Raw genomic sequence first — 22374 nt, 5'->3', positions numbered from 1 at the left:
GCGCTGACCGTGGCCCGGCGAGGCAGACGCCACCCGGCCTGCTCGTGACCGCCCTGTGAGCACCCCGTGAACGCGCCGCGTGTGTGCACCGGGTGGGGACGGGGCACTGGCGGCGGAACACCTGCTCCCAGGAGGCACCATGCGCGCGATGACCTACCGCGGCCCGTACAAGCTGCGCGTCGAGGAGAAGGACCGGCCCCGGATCGAGCACCCCAACGACGCGGTCGTGCGCGTCACGCTGGCGGCGATCTGCGGCTCCGACCTGCACCTCTACCACGGGCTGATGCCGGACACCCGGATCGGGCACACCTTCGGCCACGAGTTCATCGGCGTCGTCGAGGAGGTCGGCCCGTCGGTGGAGAACCTGGCCGTCGGTGACCGGGTGATGGTGCCGTTCAACATCTACTGCGGGTCCTGCTTCTTCTGCGCCCGCGGCCTGTACTCCAACTGCCACAACGTGAACCCCAACGCCACCGCGGTGGGCGGCATCTACGGCTACTCGCACACCACCGGCGGCTACGACGGCGGCCAGGCCGAGTACGTGCGCGTGCCCTTCGCCGACGTCGGCCCGGTCAGGATCCCGGACTGGATGCACGACGAGGACGCCGTCCTGCTCACCGACGCCGCCGCGACCGGCTACTTCGGCGCCCAGCTCGGTGAGATCGCCGAGGGCGACACGGTCGTCGTCCTGGGGGCGGGCCCGGTCGGGCTGATCGCCGCGCAGTCCTCGTGGCTCATGGGGGCCGGTCGGGTGATCGTGGTCGACCACCTCACCGAGCGGCTGGAGAAGGCCGCGACCATGGCCCACGCCGAGACGCTCAACTACGACGAGCACGACGACATCGTCGTGGAGCTGAAGAAGCAGACCGACTACATCGGCGCCGACGTGGTGATCGAGGCGGTGGGCGCCGAGGCCGACGGCAGCTTCCTGCAGCACGTCACCGGCACCAAGCTCAAGCTGCAGGGCGGCTCGCCGATCGCGCTGAACTGGGCGATCGACGCCGTGCGCAAGGGCGGCAACGTCGGGGTGGTGGGTGCCTACGGGCCGATCCCGAACGCGGTCAAGTTCGGCGACGCGCTGAACAAGGGCCTCACGCTGCGGATGAACCAGACGCCGGTGAAGCGGCAGTGGCCGCGGATGTTCGAGCACGTACGCAACGGCCATCTGACGCCGCGGGACATGGTCACGCACCGCTTCCCGCTGGAGGACATCTCCGAGGCCTACCACGTGTTCTCGGCCAAGCTCGACGGCTGCATCAAGCCGCTGATCGTGCCCAGCGCGTTCTGAGGGGGAGACAGCCATGACCGATCCCGAGATCCCGTCCGCCTACGTCCGTGACAAGCGGACGCCACCGCCGAGCCGGGAGGAGCTGCGCGCCCGCATCCCCGGCTGGGGCGCCGACCTCGACCCGGCCGACCGGCCGTCCTACCCGAAGCTGCAGTACCCGGCCTCGACCGGGGCCCACTGGGACTTCCCCGACCGCCAGCCCGGCGCGGAGGGTCGTGAGCGCTCGGTCGAGCACGCCTTCGTCACCCCGGTGTTCGGCACGGCGCAGCCGCTGCACGGGCTCTCCGGGGCGATCCGGCGGTTCGCCTACGAGCGCTACAGCGAGGGTCGCAACGGGCACTGGCTGCTGCTCATCGCCGGTGACCGGGTCGACGCGTGGGGCGCGCACCTGCGCTCGTTCGTCTCGGCTCACCCGGACAACCCGGTGACCGAGACCGGTGTGCGCACCGAGCTCACCCACGGCGGCGTCTCCTCGCGCAGGGGCCGCAGCGACGCGCGGCACCAGCTGATCGACCCGCTGCTGGTGGCCGGTCCGTGGGTGGCCGGGGCGGGCGCGGCGGTGTTCGGCGGGCGCCGTCTCGTGCGGGCGCTGCGGGGCTGATCGGGCGGTCTCCCCGGCGAGGCGGAGGAGGCCGTGGCGCCGGGCGGGTAGCGTTCAGCTCGACGTCGTCCGGCGTTCAGGCCCCTCCGCAGGCGGAGGGGACATCGGCGGTCCCGATGGGGTCCACCTCCGCACGACGGCACACCGGCACCTCCTCGGCTCCCGCCGGGGCCGGCTCGTCGTCCGAGGGCCGCCAGCCGGCGAACCGGCTCCGGCCGGGAGTCCAGATGCAGGGAGGTCGCTCGTGAGCACCGAAGGAACGTCCCAGGTCCCCGACAGCCCCCGTCGGCCCGACCCGCGCCTGATGCCGCGCAAGTCGGTCCTCGTCGCCCGTCCCGTCGGTGTCGAGCGCGACGCCGACGCCGCCCCGGCCGAGAGCCCGGTGCCCGAGTCGTGACCCACCGCGGTCGGCCTTCGTGCTGACCGAGCTGCACCCCGAGGCCGAGGGCCTGCTGCCGGCCGCCCCCGAACCCGTCACCGACGGGGGAGGGGGCGACCGGCTGGTCGTCGTGACCCAGCCCGCGGTCCCGGCCCGCCCCTCGGCGACGCTGCTCGCCGCGCAGCAGCTGTCCGCCGAGGCCGGCCGCTACCCGCACCACGTCGGCCGGCCCGGCGGTTCCGTGCGCGCCCGCCGGCGGGTGCTCGTCGGCCGCGTGATCGAGCAGCGCCGGGCCGAGCGGGGCTGAGCCCGGCCGCGGCTCAGTCGCGGTGGGCGGGGGTCAGCTTCCGCCAGATCCAGCTGGAGGGCACCCGCCGTCCGGTGAGCACGTACTCGTGCACCGCGTCGACCTCCAGCATGGTGGTCAGCGCCCGCTCCGCGGCCGACCAGCCGGCCAGCAGCAGCTCGTCGCCGGGTGCCAGCAGGAAGTCCTCGTCCGGGGCGGCCGTCGCGGTGTCCCCGCGCAGCACGAGCAGCGGGACGGCGTGCAGCGCGACGTCGCGGTCCTCGGGGTTGCGCAGCAGGTCGCCCAGCCGGGCCTGCCCCGTCGCCAGCCAGTCCTGCACGGCGGGGGCCGCATCGGGGGTGAGCCGCACCTTCCACAGCGTCTGCAGCCGGGTGCCGCAGAGCCCGACCAGCCGGCCGAGGACGTCGCGGGCCCATGCGTCGTCCCGGGTGGGCAGGTCGCGCAGGAAGCGCCACAGCAGTGGCGTGGACAGCTGCGCGTAGACCTCGTGCGCGATCACCTCGGCCGGCACCAGGAGCGCGTCGAGCTCCATGGCGGTGAACAGCGGGGCGTTCGCGGCGGCGTTCTGCCGGGCGCCGACGAACAGCGCCGGGTTGATCCGCCGGGCCGCGGCCACCAGCGACAGGTTGGTCGTGTCGTTGTCCGTGCCGGCCAGGAAGCCCACGGCGTGCTCGAGGTCGACGTCGGCGAGCACCGCGGGGTCCGAGCCGTCGGCCACCACCCGGCCGTCGTCGCCGGTCCCCTCGACGTCGCCGTCGTCGGCGCCGGGGTCGACGACCGTCACCTGCAGCCCCTCCGCCCGCAGGTCCCGGGTCAGCTCGCGGCCCAGCCGCCCGTAGCCGACCACCACCCAGTGCCCGTCGCGCGGCGGGGACCCGCGGTCGGGCAGCTCGGCGCCGGGGCCGGCCTCCAGCCAGGTCTGCAGCTGGTAGGCCGCCGGCGCCCGCAGCGCCAGCCGCAGGTGGTCGCCGAACCGGTCCAGCGGGTTGACCGTGCTCGGGTCGCCGAACGCCCGCATCCGGTCGGCGATCACCGGTGAGGTGACCCGGGCGATCACCGGGAGGTCCGGGCGCAGCAGCGCGGCGGCCATCACGACGGCGAGGTTGGCCTCCTCGTCGTCGGTGAGGGCCACCACGGCCGCGCAGGAGGGGTGGTCCAGCCCGGCGACGGCCAGGTTGCCGGGGTCGCGGGCGTCGCCGGTGAGGCCGGGGACGTCGGCGGCGTAGGCGTCCAGCTCGAGGTCGTCGATCCGCTCGGGGCTGTGGTCGAGCACCACGAAGCGTCGGCCCAGGGCGTCCAGCGAGCGCCCCAGCAGCTCCCCGGTGCGCCCGTAGCCGGCGATGAGCACGAACGGCTCCCGCAGCCGGGCCACCTTGCGGGTGACGTGCTGCCGGGCCAGTGCCGCCCGGAACGCCCGGTCCCGCAGCAGGGCCAGCAGCGAGCCGATGGCGTACGCCCAGCCGATCACGCTGAGGTAGATCGTGACCGTCACCCACAGCCGCTGGCCGTAGGTGAACGGGTAGGGGATCTCGCCGAAGCCGATCGTCGTGGCGGTGTAGCTGATGACGTAGAAGGCGTCGAAGAACGACATCCGCACCGGCGCACCGGTGGTGTCCTGGCCGGGGATGAGCGTGAGCCCCAGGGTGCTGACGGCGAACACCGCGATCAGTGCGATCAGCGGTGTGCGCATCCGCCGGAGCACCTGGAAGATCGACTCCGCCGACCGGGCGGTCGAGGCGGCGGACAGCCGCATCGCCGCCCGGCGTCCCCGCCGCTCCTCGCGGGGCACCAGGTCACGCCACAGGGCACGCAGGCGGGTGGTCACGGCGCCGTCAGCCGCGGTGGGAGGAGGTGGTCTCCACGACCAGCAGCACCACCGAGACCACGTTGGCCAGCAGCGCCCCGCCGGACAGCGACACGATGCTCGCCGTCCAGCCCTCGGTCAGCCCGGCGGAGGAGATGTGGTCGGCGTAGACGTACATCAGCGAGGCGCCGATGAGCTGCAGGTCGGCGACCAGGCTGGTGGCCAGGTGCACCGCGCCGATCTGCGTGCGGTCGCCGAACTTCAGCACCGTGGCGATCAGGTTGACCACCACGGCGGCGTAGAGCTCGTACTTGTTGTGCAGCTCCGGGTCGCCGATGTCGCCGATGAAGAAGCCGAAGTTCAGCGTCGCGGCCAGGACGACGAAGAACCCGAAGACCACCTTCTCCAGGTTCACGCCGGACCCCCCGAGCCCGCGGGGTAGGTCTCCAGCGGCACCTCGCCGGCTGCCCAGGCGCGCAGCACCGGGTCGACGACCCGCCACGCCGCCTCGGTCTCCGCGCTGCTCACCGACGTGCGCGAACCGCCGGAGAGCACGTCGGCGAGCACCTGCCGGTAGGCGGTGCGCTCGCCCGGGGCGTGCACGTCGACGTCGCCGTCGGCCTGGACGGCGCCGTCGAGGGTGACCCACAGCTGGTCGTCGGCGACCCGCTCGGCCAGGGCCGGGTCGACCTGCGGGGCGGTGCCGCGGAAGGTGAGCAGCACGCCCTTGTGGTCGCGGGACAGCGCCTTGCCGGTGCGCACCAGGAAGCTGGTGCCGGCCCAGCGGGGGGTGTCGACGGTCAGCTGCAGCTCGACGAGGGTCTCGGTACCGCGGGCCGGGTCGACCTCGGGGTCGGCGGCGTAGTCGGGCACCTCGTCGCCGGAGGTCAGCGTGCCGGCGGCGTACCGGGCGCGGCGGGTGGCCGCGGGGTCGGTCACCCGGACCGCGCGCAGCGCCGCGAGCTTGGCGGCGTGCAGGTCGGCCTCGGAGTCGGTGGCCGGCTGCTCCATCACCAGCAGCGTCAGCGACTGCAGCAGGTGGTTCTGCAGGACGTCGCGGATGGCGCCGTTGCGGTCGTAGAAGCCCGACCGGCCCGCGAGCCCCAGGGTCTCCTCCCAGAGCACCTCGACCGAGGCGACGGTCTCCGCACCCCAGCCGGGCACCAGCGGGCTGCCGGGGGCGTGCAGGGCGAGCAGCGTCTGCACGCCCGGCATGCCGAGGAAGTGGTCGACCCGGTAGGCCGCCTCCTCCACGCCGCCGGTCACCTTCGTGAGCAGCGCGTCGAGTTCCCCGGCGCTGGCCAGGTCGGCACCGAACGGCTTCTCCACGGCGATGCGGCTGCCGGTGGGCAGCCCGGCCTCCCCGAGCGCGGTCAGCGCGGCGGGGAAGGCGGTCGGCGGCAGGCCCAGGTAGGCCGCCACCGGTCCCTCGCCGTCGAAGGCGGCCACGGCGGCGGCGGCGGTGGCCGGGTCGTCGAAGTCGACCCGCCGGTACCGCAGTCCGGCCACGAGGGTGTCCCGGACGCCGGCCGGGACGTCGGCGGCGTGCTCGGCGAGCCGGGTGGCGACGTGGGCGCGGAAGGTCTGGTCGTCCCAGTCCTGGGGAGCGGCGCCGACGACCTGCAGGCCCTCGGGCAGCGTGCCGGCCGCGGCGGACTCGGCCAGCGCAGGCAGCAGGTGCCGACCGGCCATGTCCCCGGTGGCGCCCAGCAGCAGGAAGCGGGTGATCACGGTCGCTCGTCCCGCCACGAGTGGGTGGGCTCGAAGCCGAGGACGCGACGCGCCTTGTCGATCGACAGCAGCGTCTCGTGCTCGCCGAGCTCGCGGTTGACGGGCACGCCCGGGAACTCCGCGGCGAGCAGCTCGGCGTTCGGCCGGGTGCTCACGGTGTCGGCGTTGGCCACGATGAAGACGTCGGCGCCGGACTCGGTGTGCTCCAGCCCGCGGCGCACGGCCTGGGCGCCGTCCCGGGCGTCGATGTAGCCCCACAGGTTCCAGCGGCGGGCCGCGGTGGACTCGTCGTAGCCGGGGAAGGCCGCGTAGTCCTCGGGGTACATGACGTTGCTGAACCGCAGCCCGGTCATCGACAGGTCGGGGTGCCAGCGGCAGAGCTGGCGGGCCATCTCCTCCTCCAGGGTCTTCACCAGCGAGTAGGTGGTGGTCGGCCGCGGGGTGTACTCCTCGTCGACGGGCACGTAGGGCGGGTCCTCGTCGAAGGGCAGGCCGAGCACGGTCTCGCTCGACGCCCAGACGATCTTGCGGATGCCGGCCCGCAGCGCGGCGGCGTAGACGTTGTACGACGTGGTGGCGTTGTTGGTGAAGACCGCCGAGTTCGGCATCAGCCCGGGCGCGGGGACGGCGGCCAGGTGCACCAGCGCGTCGACCGGGGCGTGCTCGTCGAAGCCGGCGAGGGCCTCGAACGCCTGCCCGGCGTCGGTGAGGTCGACGATCGAGGACTCCACGTCGGTGCGCGCGCTCGGCACCCGGTCCAGGGCCAGCACGTCCCAGCCGGACTCGAGCAGGTGCGTGACCACCGCCCTGCCCAGCTTCCCGCTGCTGCCGGTCACTGCAACCCGTGCCATGTGCTCTCCTCGCGTCGGTGGTGCCCGGGCCACTCTTCCCGACCACGACCCCGCGCACACACCGGCCCGCCCGCCGGGGCCCCGCAGCCGGGGCCCCGGGAGGCTCAGGGCACGAGGATCGCCCGGCCGCGCACCCGGCCGGCGTCGAGGTCGTCGATCGCGGACTGGAAGTCGTCCAGGGCGTACCGGGCGGTGTGCAGCCGCACCTTCTGCTGGGCGGCCAGGGCCATCAGCTCGACCAGGTCGTTGTAGCTGCCGACCAGGTTGCCGATGATGTTGATCTCCGCCGAGATCAGGTCGATGGTCGGCACGTCGACGTTCTCGCCGTAGCCGACCACCAGGTAGTCACCGGCCCGCCGCGTCATGGCCAGCCCTTCCTTCGTGGACCCGCCCTCGCCGACGAAGTCGATGACCACCTCCGCGCCGTGGCCACCGGTCAGCTCCCGCACCTGCTCGGCGTGCGTGCCGTCGGCGACGACCGCGTGGTCCGCGCCGATCTCCAGCGCCAGCTTGACCGCGTCGGGGTTGCGGTCGATGACGATGAGCTCGGCGGGGGAGATGGCGTGCATGACCTGGATGCCGATGTGTCCCAGGCCGCCGGCGCCGATCACCACGCACCGGTCACCGGCCCGCAGCCGGGCGGCCGCCTTGGCCGCCGCGTGGTACGCGGTCAGGCCGGCGTCGGCGAGCGCGGCGACGTCCGCGGGCTCCAGCGAGTCGTCGATCTTCACGCAGCTGCGGGCGGAGGTGAGCAGGAACTCGGCGTAGCCGCCGTCGGTGTCGATGCCGGGGAACTGGGAGTTCTCGCAGTGCACGTCGTCGCCGGCGCGGCAGGCGCGGCACAGCCCGCAGGTGAGCAGCGGGTGCAGGATCACCTTGTCGCCGGGCGCCACGTTGGTCACCGCGGAGCCCACGGCGTCGACCCAGCCGGCGTTCTCGTGCCCGATCGTGTACGGCAGCGCGACCTGCGACTTCTCCGCCCACTGGCCCTCCAGCACGTGCAGGTCGGTGCGGCAGACGCCGGCCCCGCCGATCCGGACGACGACGTCGTGCGGGCCGGTGGGCTCGGGCTTCGGGACGTCGTCCATCCGCAGGGGCTGGTGGTAGCCGGTGACGCGGACGGCTCTCATGACAGGACCTCCAGGGGCAGGAGCGGGCGGGAGTCGATCGAGGGGCGCGGGGTCTGGTCGGCCTCGGCGCCGGGGTACCGCGTGGTGAGCAGGCCGCGGCAGAAGTGCGCGTTGCCGTCGACGGAGATGCGCACCGAGCGGGCCCGGCGCAGCGTCGCGGTCACCGCCCCGGCCGGTGGGCGGGTGCCGTCGGGGGCCAGCAGCACGGGCGAGGTCGGGTCGACCGGCAGCCCGAGGGCTGCCCGCCGGTCCAGCAACGCGTCCGTCACCGGGCCGGCGGGCAGGTCTCGGAGCAGCAGGGCACCGACCGCGTCCTCGGCGCGGGCCGGGTCGGCCCGCAGCCAGGCGGTGAGCGCCCGCTCCATCGCCGCGGTGTGCGCCTTCCGCCGGAAGGTCGCCCGCAGCTCGTCGAGGGAGTCCTCGGCCTCGTGGCCGAACGTGCCGCGGTAGCCGGCGTCTGCGGCGAGCCCGGCGTTGATCAGGTCGGAGTCGTGGTGGTCGTCGAGCTCCACCACGACCCGGCCGGCGCCGGGCAGGGCGCGGAGGGCGTCCTGGGCGTCGGAGACCATCAGCCAGGCGAAGTTCGGCGCGCAGAACGACGTGGGCAGTCGCAGGTGCACCTCCACCACACTGCCGTCGACGGTGACCGAGCGGACGAAGCCGACGTCGGTGATCGGCTCGTCGAGCTCGGGGTCCACGACGGTCGACAGCGCGGCCCGGACGTCGTCCTCGGTCAGCGTCAGGGTCGCCGTCATCAGGCCATCGCCAGGTCGGCGCTGCCCGGCTCGCGGGGCCCCGTCGCGGTCTCGTCGGCGTCGGGCAGCTGCAGCTCCGGCGGCACCGGGATGCCGTAGAGCTTCGCCGCGTTGAGCCCGAGCACCTTCTTCTTCACCGCGGTGGTGAGCGGGCCGTACTCGGTCATGTCCGCAGGGATCTGGAAGTCCACGAACCGCTCGACCAGCCAGGTCGGCGTCCAGAGCGCGTAGTCGCTGGAGAAGAGGATGCGGTCCTCGCCGAGCCAGTAGACGAGCTCGCCCATGATCTGGGCGAAGTAGCGCGGCCGGGTGTGGATGAACGGGATGGCCACGGCCAGCCCGGCGTGCACGTTGGGCTCCTGGGTGGCGATCCAGCAGAAGTCCTCCAGCCGCGGCAGCCCGCAGTGCTCGACGATGAACTGCAGGTCGGTGAAGTCGGTGGCCACGTGGTCGACGTCGGCCACGTCGAAGGCGTCGCGGTCCAGCGGGCGGATCGTCGGGCCCTTGTGCACGTGGATGTTGGTGATGCCCAGCTCCCGGCACAGCTCGAAGTACCGGTAGGCCATCGGGTCGTTGAGCTTCCAGCCGCGGGAGTCCCCGTGCCAGTCGGCGGTGTAGAGCTTCACGCCCTTGAGGCCGAATCGCTCGGCGTCCTCGCGGAGCTGGTCCAGCCCGCGCTCGCCGTCCCGCGGGTCGAACCAGTGGTTGTAGGTGAGCTTGTCCGGGTGGGCCTGGGTGAGCGCGAACGCCTCCTCGGTCTGGCCGAAGCCGCGGGCGTAGAACTCGCCCAGCCGGGCGGGCTGGAAGACGGCGTGGTCGACGACCCCGTTGCCGAACACGTCGCGCATCAGCCGCTCGCCGCCCTGGTAGAGGTACTCCTCGTAGGGCCAGACCTCCGACTCCGGGCTGAGGTTGCGGTGGTAGTCGTAGAAGCAGTCGATGAACTGCTTGCCGTGCACGTTCAGCTGGTTCTCCGGACGCGCGTCCCACAGCGCGATGTGCGCGTCCACGATGAAGTAGTCCTCGCCGTCCTTGCTGTACACGCCGTCCTCCTCGACCGGTGCCGGCTCGTCGAGTGCGAGCTGGGTCACACTGGACGTTAGGACGGCGACCGACGTCCGCCAGGTGTCCCGGTGTCTCACTTTGAGACACCGGGACCGGCGGCGAGGGCCGCCGGCCGGGCCAGGATGGGACCGACGGCGGGCCGGGTCCGCCGCGACGCAACGGCGCGTCCGGAGGTGGTCACAGGTGACGGAGCTGCCGCTGGTCCGCGCGGCGACGGGGGAGCCGGTGCGCTCCGACGCCCGTCCCCGGGTCCGCGCCTCGTGGGCGCGCAGCCGGCGCTACGGCGTCTCCCCGGAGGAGGTCGAGCCGGTCTTCACCGGCGCGCTGCCGACCGACTCGCTGTTCTACGAGTGCGGCGCCGAGGTGCTCGGCCGGCTGCACGGGACGCTGGCGAACGAGCCGCTGGGCCTGATGATCACCGATGCCGAGGGGCTGGTGCTGGCCCGCTGGTCCGACGACGCGGACATCAACCGCTCGCTGGACCGGGTGCACCTGGCGCCGGGCTTCTACTTCGGCGAGCGCACCGCCGGCACCAGCGGCCTGGGGCTGGCGCTGGCCGACCGGGTGCCGTCGCTGGTGCGCGCCGACGAGCACTTCGTCGCCCCGCTGCGCCGCTACACCTGCGCGGCGGTGCCGGTGCTGGACCCGCGGTCCGGCGACCTGGTCGGCAGCATCAACATGACCACCTGGTCCGACGCCTCCTCCGACCTGCTGCTCGCCCTGGCCCAGTCCGCCGCCGGCAACACCAGCGCACTGATGCACGTGCGGGCCGGGGGACACCCGGAGCGGCCGGCGCCGCGCGGCGAGGTCTTCCACGTCTTCGCCGACCGGCTCGCCGCCGCCGGCTCCGACCCCTGCCCCTCCCGCGCCTGGCGGGACGCCGTGGCCGCGGCCCGGGACGCGGTCGCCGCCGGGCGGCTGCTGGCCGTGGTGGGGGAGCCCGGCGCGGGCAAGTCCGCGGTGGCCACCCTCGCCCGGCACGGCGGACGGCGGCGCGAGCGGGTGCTGGTCGCCCGGCCGCCCCAGGCCGCCGACGTCGAGGCGTGGCTGGCGCTGTGGGCTCCCGAGCTCACCGCCCCGGACACCTGCGTGGTGGTCTCCGGCGCCGACAGCCTGCCCGCCTGGGCCGCCGACGAGCTGGCCGCCGTCCTGGGTCGGACGTCGTCGGCGCCGCTGCGGCCGATGGTGCTCACCGCGCCGACGGTCGACGCCGTCCCGGCCTCGCTCGCCGGCCTGGTGGGCGCGGTGGTCGAGGTGCCGCCGCTGCGCCACCGGGGTGAGGACGTCGAGCCGCTGGCCCGGTCCTTCGCCCGCGAGCGCCGGCACCGCGACGTCGAGTTCACCCCGCGGGCGCTGCGCGCGCTGACCGCGCACTCGTGGCCGGCGAACGTGCGGGAGCTGCGCGCCGCCGTCCGGGAGGCCGCCGCCCGCACCGACGTGGTCGACCTGCAGCACCTGCCGCCCTCGGTGCTCAGCTCCGGCACCCGCCCGCTGGGCCGGCTGGAGCAGCTGGAGCGCGACGAGATCCTGCGCTGCCTGACCCGGCCGGGCGCCACCGCCGTGCAGGCGGCCGCCGAGCTGGGGCTGTCCCGGGCCACCCTTTACCGCAAGATCACCCAGTACGGCCTGCGGGTGCCCGGCCGGGACTGACCCGGCCCAGCGACGCCGGTGGGACGACGCGGGTGAGGGCCTGACGGCTGGGGCGGGTCCTAGGCTGCAGCCGTGGTCGGCGCGGAGGGACCCCGGTCGAGGCGGTCGAGGCCCGGGCACCCCCACCGGGCGGTCGCGCCGGCGGCGGGCGTCCTGGTCGCCCTCGCAGGGTGCACCCCGCACGCCCCCGCGCCGCAGGGGGAGGTGCTGGACCTGCTGCAACAGGACTGGCAGCACGTGCCGGGGGTGACCGCCGACGGCGCGGGCCTGCGGGTCACCGCCACCGCGCTGAGCATCCTCGGTCCCGGCGGGACACGTCAGCCGGCCCCGCCGCTCGACCTGGACGGCACCCACCTGGTGGTGGCGGGCGAGTTCACCCTCAGTGCGCGCTTCACCGACGTCACCGGGGACGCGACCTGGGCCGTGTACGACAGCCCGCCGGTGGTCGCCGACGAGTTCCGCATCGAACCGGCCGGTCTTCGGCTCACCCTCGACGGCGACGACCTCGAGGTCAGCGTCTTCGACGGCGCAGGCGAGCAGGACGTGACCGACCCCCGCCCGGTGTACGAGGAGCACGTGCGGGTCCCGGACCCGGACGCCGTCCTCTCGGTGCGCCGGTCCGGGGACGCACTCGAGATCGCCAGTGGCGGGGACACCCTGTCCTCGGCGCCGCTCGGCGGGGTGTTCGACTCGGGCGAGCTGTGGCTGGGGCTCTCCAGCGACGACGGCTCCTTCACGGTCGGCTCCCTCACCGCCACCGCTGCGGAGGGTGACTCGCTGGGCACCGCCGGCCCCGCGGTCGCGCAGGCCGAGCCCTCGGCGGAGGGACTGCAGGCGCTCGCCGCCCGCACCCGCCCCGACCTCAGGATCGGTGCAGCGGTGGCGCTGGGTCCGCTCGCCTCGGACGCGACGTACGCCCAGGAGCTCATCGGTGACTTCGGGGCCATCACCCCGGAGAACGCGATGAAGGCCCAGGCCCTCTCGCCCCGGCGCGGCGTCTACACCTTCGAGGAGGCCGACGCACTGCTCGCCGTGGCGGAGAGCAGGGGCATGGCGGTGCACGGGCACACCATCGCCTTCTCGGAGGCGATGCCCCGGTGGATGCAGGAGCTGCCCACCGGCACCGCGGCGGAGCGCCAGGACAGCGCCGACGCCCTGCGCGACTACCTCACCACCGTGGTGAGGCACTTCAGGGGGCGGCTCGCCTCGCTCGACGTCGTCAACGAGCCGTTCGACCTCGACCAGGGCACCAGCCTCCAGGAGAACACCTGGTACCGGGTCTTCGGGCCCGACTACCCGGCGGTCGTCTCGCGGGCCGTCCACGACGCCGACCCCGACGTCGAGCAGTTCGTCAACGAGAACGGCGCCGACGTGCCGGGTCCCCGCCAGGACGCCCTGCTCGACCTGGTCCGTCGCACCAACGCGCTGGGCGGTCACCTCGACGGCGTCGGCCTCCAGGCCCACGTCTACGACCTCTCGACCGACGCCGTCTCCGCCGAGGACCTCACCGACACCCTCGACACCTTCGGGGCGGCCGGGCTCGACGTCCGCATCTCCGAGAACGACGTCACCGACGGCCGGGGGACCGACGCCCAGGCCGAGCAGTACGCCACCGTGCTGAGCACCTGCCTGAGCTCGCCCACCTGCGTGGCCTACACCACCTGGGGCCTGGACGACCGCTACGACTGGTTCGTCGACGACGACGGCGGCCTGCAGCAGGGCCACGACCTCCTGTTCGACGACGGGCACCCGACGCCGGCCCACGACGCGATGAGGCGGGCCCTGGGCGGCTGACCGCAGGAGCTGCTCAGCCGAGCAGCTGCTCCAGGTCCAGCACACCGCCCGCGGCCTCGAACTCCTCCCGGGCCGCGGCGAGCACGGCCGGGTCGGCGAGGGCGTCCAGGGCGGTGAGCGCCAGACCCACCGCGCCGTCGAGCACCGCGGCGTCCCCGGCCGGGGAGGCGGCCGCGGTGGCGAAACCGGTGGTGTGCATCGACGTCTCCGGCCCGGCGATGGCGATCATCGGGTGGATCGAGGGCACCCGGACGCTCACGTTGCCCAGGTCGGTCGACCCGGCCAGCGACGCCGGGGTGACGCCCGGGGGCAGCGCGGTGCGCCCGCGGCGCGCCTGGTGCGCCGTCCACCGCGCGGCCAGCTCGAGGTTGGCCCGGATCGGCAGGTAGGCCGGCAGCTGGTCCCACTGCAGCTCGTACCCGCAGCCGGTCATGGCCGCGGCGGCGACCGCGATCGCCTCGACCCGGCGGCAGAGGTCGGCCAGCGTCTCCGGGGTCGCCGAGCGCACGTAGTACAGCGCCTCGGCGCGCTCCGGGACGACGTTGGGCCGCTGGCCGCCGTCGGTGATCACCCCGTGCACCCGGTCGGTGTCGGGGATGTGCTGGCGCAGCATCGCGATGCCGTTGTAGCCGGCGACCACGGCGTCCAGGGCGTTGCGGCCCATGAACGGCTGGGCCGAGGCGTGCGCGGCGATGCCGGTGTAGGTGGCGCGCAGCTGGCGGCGGCCGAGGAAGGGCTGCACCGCGGCGTCGTAGGAGAACGGGTGCAGCATCACCACCGCGTCGATGCCGTCGAAGGCGCCGTCGCGCGCCATCAGCTCCTTGCCGCCGCCGCCCTCCTCGGCCGGGGTGCCCAGCAGCACCGCCGTCCCGGCGACCTCGCCGGTGGCCAGCGCCGCGGCCAGGCCGAAGAACGCACCGACCGCGGACGAGCAGATGACGTTGTGCCCGCAGCCGTGCCCGATGCCCGGCAGCGCGTCGTACTCCGCCAGCACGGCGACCGTCGGGCCCTCACCGGAGCCGACGGTGGCCCGCAGCGCGGTGTCCAGCCCGTGCACGCCCACCTTCGCGGTGATGCCGTGCCGGGCCAGCAGGTCGGCGACCGCGCGCACCGAGCGGTGCTCGGCGTAGCCCTCCTCGGGGTGGGCGTGCAGGTCGTGGCTGAGCGCCAGCAGCTCGTCGCGGGCGGCCTCGATCGCCTGCTCCGCGATGGTCAGCAGCTCCTCGGGCGCCCCGGCGTGGGCCGAGGACAGCGGCTCGGCGGTCGCGGCGGCCCGGTCGGTGGCCGAGCGCAGCTGGTCGAGGAAGTGCGCGTCCGCGGCGGCCGGGATGCGGGTGTCCGTCATGGGACGTGTCTACCGGGACCGTCCGGGCCGCGCAGCACACTGGTGGCCGTGACCGGTGCCAAGCCCGTGCCCGACGTGGTCGGCCCCGACCTCGACGTGCTCTTCTGCGGGATCAACCCCTCGCTGCGCTCGGCCGAGACCGGCCACCACTTCGCCCGGCCGGGCAACCGCTTCTGGCCCGCGCTGCACCTGGCCGGGCTCACCCCGCGCCGGCTCGCCCCCGACGAGGACGCCGAGCTGGTCACCTTCGGCCTCGGCGTCACCAACCTCGTCGACCGCCCCACCCGGACGGCGGCCGAGCTCAGCCGCGAGGAGCTCCGGGACGGCGGTGACGCGCTGGCCGCGCTGGTCGCCCGGTACCGCCCGCGGGTGCTCGCCGTCCTCGGGGTGACCGCCTGGCGCTGGGCGTTCGAGCGGCCGAAGGCGGTGCTCGGACGGCAGCCGGAGCGGATCGGCGGCGTCGACACCTGGGTGGCGCCCAACCCCAGCGGGCTCAACGCCCACCACCAGCTGCCCGACCTGGCCCGGCTCTACGCCCAGCTGCGGACCGACCGTGCGTGACCTGTCCGACAGCGGTTCACCCGTCCGCGCGAGCGTGGGAGCCGCCGGCGTCGGGGAGGATGAGGGGGTGGACTCACCCGTGCCGGCGGAGACCGCCGGTGCGGTCGCCCCTGCCGGGCGGTCCCGCGGCTGGCGCCGGGCGGTGCGGCCGGTGGTCACCCTCGTCCTGCTCGCCGCGCTGGTCACCGCGGGCATCGTCAACCACGACCGGGTCGCCGGCTGGGTCTCCGAGCTGGTCGGCGTGCGGTGGCAGTGGGTGCTGGCCAGTGCCGTCGTCCAGATCGCGTCGTTCCAGTGCGTGGCGCTGCTGCACCGGCTGCTGCTGCGCGCCGGGGGCGGGCACGGTGACCTGCGGGCGCTGACCGGCACCACCTACGCCGCCAACGGCATCTCCCTCGGACTCCCCGTCGCCGGCGCCGCGGCCAGTGCCGCGTACACCTACCGGCGCTGGCACGACCTGGGCAACAGCACCGCGCTGGTCGGCTGGGTGCTGGCCATGTCGGGGATCTCCTCGACGGTGACCCTGGCCGCCGTCATCGCCCTCGGCCTGGCGGTGACCGGCTCCACGGCGGGGGCGCTGGGTGCCTTCGCGGCCTCCGCCGCCGGCGCCCTGCCCGTCCTGGCCGTGGTGCTGGCCATCCGGCACGACGCGACCCGGGAGGTCGTGGGCCGGGTGCTCGGCCGCGGCGCGAAGCTGCTGGGCCGCTGGGTCCCCGCGCTGCGCCGCAAGGACGTCGCCGCGAAGATCGTCGACCTGCTCGCCTCGCTCGGGTCCTACCGGCTCAGCACCCGCGGCGGTGTCGGCGCGGCCCTGTTCTCGCTGGGCAACTGGGTGCTCGACGCCGGCAGCCTCGCGCTGGCCGTGGTCGCCGTGGGTGCGCCGGTGCCGTGGCAGGGGCTGCTGCTGGCCTGGGCGGCCGGCGCGCTGGCCACCTCCGTGCGGCTGACCCCCGGCGGCATCGGCGTGGTGGAGGCGACGCTGGCCTCGGCGCTCGTGGCCGCCGGCATGCCGGCCAGCCAGGCGGTGCCCGCGGTGGTGGTCTACCGGCTGGTGAGCCTCTGGCTGCCGGCCGCGATCGGCGCGCTGTGCCTGGTCATCAGCCCGCGTCCGGTGCCCGCCGCCGAGCACCAGCCGCACTGAACCGGACGGGTCAGCCGGCCACGACGTAGACGCTCACGTGCCGGACGCTGCTCGCGGTGAACGGTTCCCTCGTCCAGCCGCCCCACCGGTGCAGGAGGGTGAGCCCGGCGATCCTGGCCATGAGGTCCAGTTCACCGGTGCCGGCCAGGCGGCACTCGATGGGGCTGAACCGGATGCCGTCGCCGGAGACCTCGACGTGGTTCTCCCGGAACAGCTGGGTCACCGGGTCGTAGCTGCAGACGTCGAGCGTGACCCGTCCGGGGTCGACCTGCTCCGGCCGGACGTAGCTCGCCGCGTGCGTCCACGCCGTCGGGACCGCCGTCTCGACCACGAACACCCCGCCGTCCGCCAGGTGGGCCCGGGCGTTCTCGAAGCACTGCACCTGCCCGTCCTGGGTCACGATGTTGAAGATCGTGTTGAAGACCAGGTAGACGACCCCGTACCTGTCCGGCAGCCGGGTGGTCGCCATGTCGCCGAGGGTGACCGAGATCGCGTCCGAGCCTGGCTTGGCCCGCAACTGCTCCGCCATCGCCGGCGACAGCTCGATCCCGTCGACCCGGGACGTCCGCTGGGCAAGCGGCAGCGCGATGCGGCCGGTGCCGACGGCGAACTCCAGCGCGGGACGTCCGGCGCACAGCTCGGCGAGCAGCGCGACCGTCTCCGCCTCGTCGCCCAGCCGGTGCTCGTCGTCGTAGCGGGCCGCGATGTCGGGTCCGAAGCTGGCGGCGGGGTCGAAGGCGGTCATGCCGCGCAGCCTCCCCGGATGGCGGCGCCGGCCACAACCGGGTTCCGACTCCTGCACCGGCCGGACCGTGCGGTCAGTGGGCGCCCTCGACGAGTTCCCAGACCAGCTCGCCGCCGTCGACGGTCCGCGTCGTGCGGCCGAGCAGCGGGATCGCCCGCGTGGTGCGGTTCGGGACGACGTGCCCGCCGCCCTCGACGGTGTAGAGCGTCACCGGCGCCGCGCCTCCGTACCGCGTCACGCTGACCGTCGTCCGCGCGGTGCGCCCCGGGAGCTCGGAGGTCACCGGCTCGTCGTCCGCGCCGTTGCGCCGGGCGAGGCGGCGGGCGGACTCCGGCGCGGGCAGCACGGTGCCGCGGGGGCGGAAGCCGAACAGGCTCACCGTGCCACCGGCGAACGGCACGATCGGGTCCTTCGTCCCCTGGACGACGGTGATCGGCACCCGGTCGCCCCGGTCCTCGACCACCAGGTCGTCCGGGGTGGGCAGCGCGGCGCCGAAGAGGACGACGCCGCGCAGCCGGCCGCTGGTCTGGAACAGCAGCCGCAGCGCCATCTGACCGCCGTTGGAGTACCCGGCGACGACCGCGCGCCGGTCGGCCAGCCCGTACCGGTCGGCGACCTGGTCCAGGACGGCGGTGAGGAAGCCGACGTCGTCGACGCCCTCGGCCCGGGCCCGGCCGGGGATGCTGCGCCGGGCGTCGTTCCACAGCCCGCCGTGGGCGTCGGGGTAGACGACGACCGCACCGTGGTCGGCGGCGAGCGCGTCGAACGTGCCGCCGCTGGACCGGCGCAGCTTCGCGCCGTCCTGGTTGGAGCCGTGCAGCGCGAGCACGAGGACGGCGTCCGGAGCTGGGTCCGCCGGCCGGACGACGCGGTGGGTGCGGCGCCGCCCGTCGAGGTCCAGGTGCTGCTCGTCGACGGTCACGGTCACAACGGGTGAAGTCTTCACGCATCCATCGTGAGCGTGAATGGTTCACGTTGTCCAGCTCTAGACTCGCGGCATGTCCGACGTCCCGCTCGACGACGGGGCCATCGCCAGCCGGGTCGTGGCCGCGGTCTTCGAGCTGGCTGCGCAGCTGCGCGCCGCCGTGACCCAGGGGCTGCAGGACCTCGACCTCACCGACCCGCTGGCCGACGCGCTGTGGGCGCTGGACCCGGACGCGGCGCCGGTGTCCCGCCGGGTGGTGGCCGAGCGGCTGCACTGCGACCCGTCGAACGTGACCTTCCTGGCCGACCGGCTCGCCGAGCGCGGCCTGGTGACCCGGGTCGAGGACCCGGCCGACCGGCGGGTGCGGGCCCTGGCGCTCACCGACGCCGGCCGCGAGGCACGCGAACGGGTGCACGCGATCCTGCGGGACGGCCTGCGCGCCGCCGGCCTCGACGAGGCGGGGCAGCGGGCGTTGCTGGCGCTCCTCGGCCCGGGTGGGCGCGCCGCGGACTGACCGCGGCGAGGCCGCTCGTCCGGGACGGCGGGATCAGCCGGCCGGCGGGGTGTCCAGGCCGACGACCGCGCGGCTGCTCCGGAGGAACGAGCCGGCGACGGTGGGGGAGTGGTCGAGGTAGCCCGCGACCATGGCGCCGTCGCGGAGCAGGAGCAGGTCGTCGGCCACGGCCGCGGGGTCCGCCGGGGTCAACGGGGCGACCAGGCGCGCGAACGTCTCGCGGTACCAGTGGCGGTGGGCGTCGACGACCCGGCGGACCGGGCTGTCGGCGTCGGGGTACTCGGCGGCGGCGTTGATGAACGCACACCCCCGGAAGCCCGGGCTGCAGGCCATCCCACCGAGCAGCTCGGAGATCGACCGCAGTGCGGCGTCGACGTCGCCGGCGCCCGCGTCGACGGCCGCCCCGATGCCCGCGCGCTCGCGGGCAGCGGTGCGCTCCAGGTAGCCGACGACCAGGTCGTCCTTGCTCTTGAAGTGCCGGTAGAAGGTGACCTTCGTCGTGGCGGCGCGGTCGATGACCTTGTCCACGCTCACGGCGCGCAGCCCCTGTGCGTAGAACAGCTCGCTCGCCGCCTCGAGCAGACGGTCGCGGACGGGGCTGGTCACGGTCCCGAGCATAGGTGTCCCTCTCTCCTCACCCTTGTGGTCCCGCTGTCGGGGCAGTACGTTGCCGACAGGTAGAGTGACTAGTCAGTCTACCTGTCCGACCACTCGTCCACTCCGAAGAGAGACCGCCATGACCACCGCCACCGGCTCAGCCGCCACCGGCACACCCGCCCCGCTCGCCCCCGTCCTGCAGACCGTCTACACCGCCCGCGGCGTCTTCGCGGTCGTCTGGGCCGTACTGCTCCTGGTGACCGCCTCGACCCTCGACTCGATCACCCCGGTCCGCGCCGTCACCGTCGTCCTGCTGGTGCTGTACCCGCTGGTCGACCTGGCCGCAGCCCTCGTCGACCTGCGCTCCGGCCGGGCCTCCCGCCCTGCGGCGCTGTACGTCAACGCGGCGCTGAGCCTGCTGGCCGCCGTCGGCCTGGCGTTCGCCGTCGGGTCCGACCTGGCCGCCGTCCTGCGGGTGTGGGGTGCCTGGGCGGTCACCGCCGGGATCGTGCAGCTCGTCGTCGCCGTGCGGCGCCGTGGTCTCGGCGGCCAGTGGGCCCAGGTCCTCAGCGGCGGCATCTCCGTCCTCGCCGGTGGCTCGTTCCTCGCCCAGGCCGGCTCGGACTCCGCGTCGCTGGGCTCCCTCGCCGGCTACGCGACCCTGGGCGGCCTCTTCTTCCTCGTCTCCGCCGTCCGTCTGCACCGCAGCGCGCAGGTCGTCCGATGACCGCCACCAGCGTCGACGTCATCGTGATCGGGGCCGGTCCGGTGGGGGAGAACGTGGCGGACCGAGCCGTGCAGGGCGGGCTCAGCGTGACGATCGTCGAGCGCGAACTGGTCGGTGGCGAGTGCTCCTACTGGGCGTGCATGCCCACCAAGGCGCTCCTGCGGGACGTCGCTGCACTGCGCGCCGCCCGGCAGGTGCCCGGCGCCGCCGCCGCGGTCACCGGCGAGCTGGACGTGGCCGCCGTGCTGGCCCGCAGGGACCGCTTCGCCGCGCACTGGCACGACGACGGCCAGGTCGACTGGCTCGACTCCGCCGGGATCGACCTGGTCCGCGGGCACGGGCGCCTCACCGGGCCCCGCACGGTCGCGGTCACCGCCCCGGACGGCGCGGTCCACACCCTGACCGCCCGGCACGCGGTGGTGATCACCACCGGCAGCACCGCGGCCGTGCCGCCGATCCCGGGGTTGTCCGAGGCGCGGGCGTGGACCAGCCGCGAGGCCGTCGCTGCCAGCGACGTCCCGGAGCGGCTGGCGGTCATCGGGGGTGGGGTCGTCGGGAGTGAGATGGCCACCGTCTACAGCGCCCTCGGTGCGGCTGTCACCCTCATCGCCCGGGACGGGGTGCTGCCGAACGTGGAACCGTTCGCCGCCGACCACGTCGTGGCGTCCCTGCGTGCCGCGGGTGTCGACGTCCGGGTCGGCGCAGAGCCGACCCGGGTCAGCCGCGACGGTGAGGGCCCCGTGGTCATCACGCTGGCCGACGGCGGCACCGTCGTCGCCGACGAGTTGCTCGTCGCGACCGGACGCCGGCCCAACACCGCCGACCTCGGCCTGGACTCGGTCGGCCTGACGCCCGGGGACTGGCTCGCCGTCGACGAGGGCCTGCGGGTCGTCGGCGGTGACGCCGGGACCGGGACGTGGCTGTACGCGGCCGGCGACGTGAACCGGCGCGCGCTGCTCACCCACCAGGGCAAGTACCAGGCCCGTGCCCTGGGTGACGCCATCGCCGCCCGGGCCGCCGGCCTGCCCGTCGACCTCACCCCGTGGGGCCGTCACGCCGTCACCGCCGACGAGCGGGCCGTGCCGCAGGTGGTCTTCACCGACCCCGAGGTCGCCGCCGTCGGCCTCACCGTCCGGGCGGCCCGGGAGGCCGGGCGTCAGGTGCGCACGGTCGAGTACGACCTCGGTGCCGTGGCCGGCGCGGCGCTGCACGCCGACGGGTACGCAGGGCGGGCGAGTCTGCTCATCGACGAGCAGGCGGGCACCGTCGTCGGGTTCACCGCCGTCGGCCCGGACGTCACGGAGCTCGTCCACGCCGCCACCATCGCCATCGCCGGAGAGGTGCCCCTCGAGCGACTCTGGCACGCCGTGCCCGCCTACCCGACGGTCAGCGAGGTCTGGCTCCGCCTGCTGGAGACCGCGGGCAGGCCGCAGCCGGGCCCCGCGCGGCAGCCCACCACCACACTCGTCGACGCCTAGGAGTCCCCGTGCCCACCAAGATCACCCTCGTCATCGGCAACCCCACCGACGTCCCCGCGTTCGAGGCGGCCTGGCCGGCCCTGCTGGACGCCGCGCGGCAGCTCGCGCGGGTGCGGCGGGTCGAGTCGGCCCGGGTCTGGCCGAAGGAGGACGGCACCCCGACGCCTGCCCACCGGACGCTCGACCTGTACTTCGACGACTACGGCGACGCCTCCGCGGCGACGGCCACCGCTGAGGCCGGCGCGCTGTTCGGCGGGCTCGCCGCCACCGGCACCTCGGTCACCGGACTGTTCTCGGACGTCGAGCAGGACTGAAGGGACCGACGCCCGGGACCCGGCCACGGTGGGGTCCCGGGCGTCGGTCGTCCTTCGGTCGACTCCGCCGTCCACTGGTCGGCCGCGTGGCGCGCTGTACGTCGCAGCTGGTCACGAGGCGGTGTCGGTGGTGCTGCCAGCGGGCCCGCCGGAGCCTGCGACCGCTACCTTGCCGCCGTGGACCAGGGGCGAGCTGCGGCGGCTGCGATGGGGCTCGCGGGACTGGCGATCGCGGCCGTCGTCATCGGCCCGTCCGTCGAGTGGCCGTGGACCTCGCCACGTGGCGACGGTGACCTCCCGTCCTGCGGCTCGGTCGACCTGGGGCCCGGGACCGGTGCCTCGCAGGTGCCCGCCGACCGTGCCGCCTGTCTGTTCGACGCAGCGGCCGAGCGGCTGGGAGCCGAGCTCGAGGTCGTCGGCTACACGACCGAGGGGGACCCCGTCCCCGTCTACTACCGGCACCACCCCGGCGTCAGCGGCCTCGAGGTGATGGCGGACCAGACCGCCGACTCGTACGGCTCAGGTGGCTGGATCGTGTCGCTGTGCCCCGAGGCCACGAGTCCGCACACGCTCGGGGTCTGCACCCCCCGCGACAGCTGACGGTCGCTGCCCCCAGGGCGTCCGTTCCGCCCGGAGACGCATCGAGGGTGGACGCCCGGTGCGGACGTCCAC

At 74.6% G+C, this 22374-nt stretch carries 24 protein-coding genes; 13 read left to right on the top strand and 11 right to left on the bottom strand.

All coding sequences use genetic code 11. From position 1 onward, the window contains the following. The first annotated feature begins 139 nt into the window (after nucleotides 1-139). The 4 genes from KUM42_RS01430 to KUM42_RS01415 all read left to right on the top strand — a co-directional run bounded on the left by KUM42_RS01430 (nucleotide 140) and on the right by KUM42_RS01415 (nucleotide 2575). Nucleotides 140-1288, top strand: a complete 1149-nt coding sequence (locus KUM42_RS01430; RefSeq protein WP_237494544.1) for a zinc-dependent alcohol dehydrogenase — start codon at nucleotides 140-142, stop codon at nucleotides 1286-1288. Between the two features lie 13 nt (nucleotides 1289-1301). After that, a complete protein-coding gene (locus KUM42_RS01425) occupies nucleotides 1302-1889 on the top strand; it encodes a hypothetical protein (RefSeq protein WP_237494543.1) in 588 nt (195 codons plus the stop codon). A 244-nt stretch (nucleotides 1890-2133) separates the two neighbouring features. Beyond that, on the top strand, nucleotides 2134-2286 hold the full coding sequence (locus KUM42_RS01420) for a hypothetical protein (protein WP_237494542.1): 153 nt from the start codon (nucleotides 2134-2136) through the stop codon (nucleotides 2284-2286). 19 nt (nucleotides 2287-2305) lie between these two features. Then, a complete protein-coding gene (locus tag KUM42_RS01415) occupies nucleotides 2306-2575 on the top strand; it encodes a hypothetical protein (RefSeq protein WP_237494541.1) in 270 nt (89 codons plus the stop codon). A gap of 13 nt (nucleotides 2576-2588) precedes the next feature. On the opposite strand, the gene KUM42_RS01410 is transcribed toward KUM42_RS01415, so the two are convergent. The 7 genes from KUM42_RS01410 to KUM42_RS01380 all read right to left on the bottom strand — a co-directional run bounded on the left by KUM42_RS01410 (nucleotide 2589) and on the right by KUM42_RS01380 (nucleotide 9937). Next, complete coding sequence (locus KUM42_RS01410) at nucleotides 2589-4400, bottom strand: TrkA family potassium uptake protein (protein ID WP_237494540.1); 1812 nt, start codon at nucleotides 4398-4400, stop codon at nucleotides 2589-2591. A 7-nt stretch (nucleotides 4401-4407) separates the two neighbouring features. Continuing rightward, a complete protein-coding gene (locus KUM42_RS01405) occupies nucleotides 4408-4794 on the bottom strand; it encodes a DUF6394 family protein (protein ID WP_237494539.1) in 387 nt (128 codons plus the stop codon). After that, nucleotides 4791-6110 carry a glucose-6-phosphate dehydrogenase gene (locus tag KUM42_RS01400; protein ID WP_237494538.1) on the bottom strand — a complete coding sequence of 440 codons (1320 nt, stop codon included), beginning with the start codon at nucleotides 6108-6110 and terminating at the stop codon, nucleotides 4791-4793. Before KUM42_RS01400 ends, KUM42_RS01405 begins: the two co-directional genes overlap by 4 nt. After that, a complete protein-coding gene (locus KUM42_RS01395) occupies nucleotides 6107-6961 on the bottom strand; it encodes an NAD(P)-dependent oxidoreductase (RefSeq protein WP_237494537.1) in 855 nt (284 codons plus the stop codon). The genes KUM42_RS01400 and KUM42_RS01395 overlap by 4 nt, the downstream gene beginning before the upstream one ends. A 104-nt stretch (nucleotides 6962-7065) precedes the next feature. Further along, nucleotides 7066-8091, bottom strand: coding sequence for an NAD(P)-dependent alcohol dehydrogenase (locus tag KUM42_RS01390; protein ID WP_237494536.1), 1026 nt, complete (start codon nucleotides 8089-8091; stop codon nucleotides 7066-7068). Then, nucleotides 8088-8846 carry an iron-sulfur cluster assembly protein gene (locus KUM42_RS01385; protein WP_237494535.1) on the bottom strand — a complete coding sequence of 253 codons (759 nt, stop codon included), beginning with the start codon at nucleotides 8844-8846 and terminating at the stop codon, nucleotides 8088-8090. The genes KUM42_RS01390 and KUM42_RS01385 overlap by 4 nt, the downstream gene beginning before the upstream one ends. Further along, nucleotides 8846-9937 carry an amidohydrolase family protein gene (locus tag KUM42_RS01380; protein ID WP_237494534.1) on the bottom strand — a complete coding sequence of 364 codons (1092 nt, stop codon included), beginning with the start codon at nucleotides 9935-9937 and terminating at the stop codon, nucleotides 8846-8848. The genes KUM42_RS01385 and KUM42_RS01380 overlap by 1 nt, the downstream gene beginning before the upstream one ends. 157 nt (nucleotides 9938-10094) lie before the next feature. On the opposite strand from KUM42_RS01380, the gene KUM42_RS01375 reads away from it, so the two are divergent. Both KUM42_RS01375 and KUM42_RS01370 read left to right on the top strand, forming a co-directional pair. Beyond that, complete coding sequence (locus tag KUM42_RS01375) at nucleotides 10095-11561, top strand: helix-turn-helix domain-containing protein (RefSeq protein WP_237494533.1); 1467 nt, start codon at nucleotides 10095-10097, stop codon at nucleotides 11559-11561. A gap of 204 nt (nucleotides 11562-11765) precedes the next feature. Then, complete coding sequence (locus tag KUM42_RS01370; protein ID WP_237494532.1) at nucleotides 11766-13355, top strand: endo-1,4-beta-xylanase; 1590 nt, start codon at nucleotides 11766-11768, stop codon at nucleotides 13353-13355. 13 nt (nucleotides 13356-13368) lie between these two features. Here the strand turns inward: KUM42_RS01370 and KUM42_RS01365 are convergent, their stop codons facing one another. Beyond that, a complete protein-coding gene (locus KUM42_RS01365) occupies nucleotides 13369-14700 on the bottom strand; it encodes an amidohydrolase (RefSeq protein WP_237494531.1) in 1332 nt (443 codons plus the stop codon). A 48-nt stretch (nucleotides 14701-14748) separates the two neighbouring features. On the opposite strand from KUM42_RS01365, the gene mug reads away from it, so the two are divergent. Together mug and KUM42_RS01355 are read left to right on the top strand one after the other, a co-directional pair. After that, a complete protein-coding gene (mug, locus tag KUM42_RS01360) occupies nucleotides 14749-15261 on the top strand; it encodes a G/U mismatch-specific DNA glycosylase (RefSeq protein WP_237494530.1) in 513 nt (170 codons plus the stop codon). A gap of 67 nt (nucleotides 15262-15328) precedes the next feature. Beyond that, nucleotides 15329-16402, top strand: a complete 1074-nt coding sequence (locus KUM42_RS01355; protein ID WP_237494529.1) for a YbhN family protein — start codon at nucleotides 15329-15331, stop codon at nucleotides 16400-16402. Nucleotides 16403-16412: 10 nt separating this feature from the next. On the opposite strand, the gene KUM42_RS01350 is transcribed toward KUM42_RS01355, so the two are convergent. Then, nucleotides 16413-17147 (bottom strand): class I SAM-dependent methyltransferase, encoded by a 735-nt coding sequence (locus tag KUM42_RS01350; RefSeq protein WP_237494528.1) that lies wholly within the window; start codon nucleotides 17145-17147, stop codon nucleotides 16413-16415. 73 nt (nucleotides 17148-17220) lie between these two features. Continuing rightward, a complete protein-coding gene (locus KUM42_RS01345) occupies nucleotides 17221-18093 on the bottom strand; it encodes a PHB depolymerase family esterase (RefSeq protein ID WP_237494527.1) in 873 nt (290 codons plus the stop codon). A 52-nt stretch (nucleotides 18094-18145) separates the two neighbouring features. On the opposite strand from KUM42_RS01345, the gene KUM42_RS01340 reads away from it, so the two are divergent. Next, on the top strand, nucleotides 18146-18586 hold the full coding sequence (locus KUM42_RS01340; RefSeq protein ID WP_237494526.1) for a MarR family winged helix-turn-helix transcriptional regulator: 441 nt from the start codon (nucleotides 18146-18148) through the stop codon (nucleotides 18584-18586). A gap of 33 nt (nucleotides 18587-18619) precedes the next feature. On the opposite strand, the gene KUM42_RS01335 is transcribed toward KUM42_RS01340, so the two are convergent. Continuing rightward, on the bottom strand, nucleotides 18620-19192 hold the full coding sequence (locus KUM42_RS01335) for a TetR/AcrR family transcriptional regulator (protein ID WP_237494525.1): 573 nt from the start codon (nucleotides 19190-19192) through the stop codon (nucleotides 18620-18622). A gap of 130 nt (nucleotides 19193-19322) precedes the next feature. Here KUM42_RS01335 and KUM42_RS01330 point away from each other — a divergent pair, with 130 nt between their 5' ends. The 4 genes from KUM42_RS01330 to KUM42_RS01315 all read left to right on the top strand — a co-directional run bounded on the left by KUM42_RS01330 (nucleotide 19323) and on the right by KUM42_RS01315 (nucleotide 22302). Continuing rightward, complete coding sequence (locus KUM42_RS01330) at nucleotides 19323-19910, top strand: hypothetical protein (RefSeq protein WP_237494524.1); 588 nt, start codon at nucleotides 19323-19325, stop codon at nucleotides 19908-19910. Then, nucleotides 19907-21388 carry an NAD(P)/FAD-dependent oxidoreductase gene (locus KUM42_RS01325; protein ID WP_237494523.1) on the top strand — a complete coding sequence of 494 codons (1482 nt, stop codon included), beginning with the start codon at nucleotides 19907-19909 and terminating at the stop codon, nucleotides 21386-21388. Before KUM42_RS01330 ends, KUM42_RS01325 begins: the two co-directional genes overlap by 4 nt. A gap of 8 nt (nucleotides 21389-21396) precedes the next feature. Beyond that, entirely contained in the window at nucleotides 21397-21702 is a 306-nt protein-coding gene (locus KUM42_RS01320; protein ID WP_237494522.1) for a hypothetical protein, read from the top strand. A 177-nt stretch (nucleotides 21703-21879) separates the two neighbouring features. Continuing rightward, on the top strand, nucleotides 21880-22302 hold the full coding sequence (locus KUM42_RS01315) for a hypothetical protein (RefSeq protein ID WP_237494521.1): 423 nt from the start codon (nucleotides 21880-21882) through the stop codon (nucleotides 22300-22302). Nucleotides 22303-22374 lie beyond the last annotated feature (72 nt).

The sequence above is a fragment of the Modestobacter sp. L9-4 genome (genome assembly GCF_019112525.1).
Lineage (GTDB): Bacteria > Actinomycetota > Actinomycetes > Mycobacteriales > Geodermatophilaceae > Modestobacter.
Note: the sequence above shows the minus strand (reverse complement) of the source record. Positions and strands in the feature narration are given on the sequence as shown.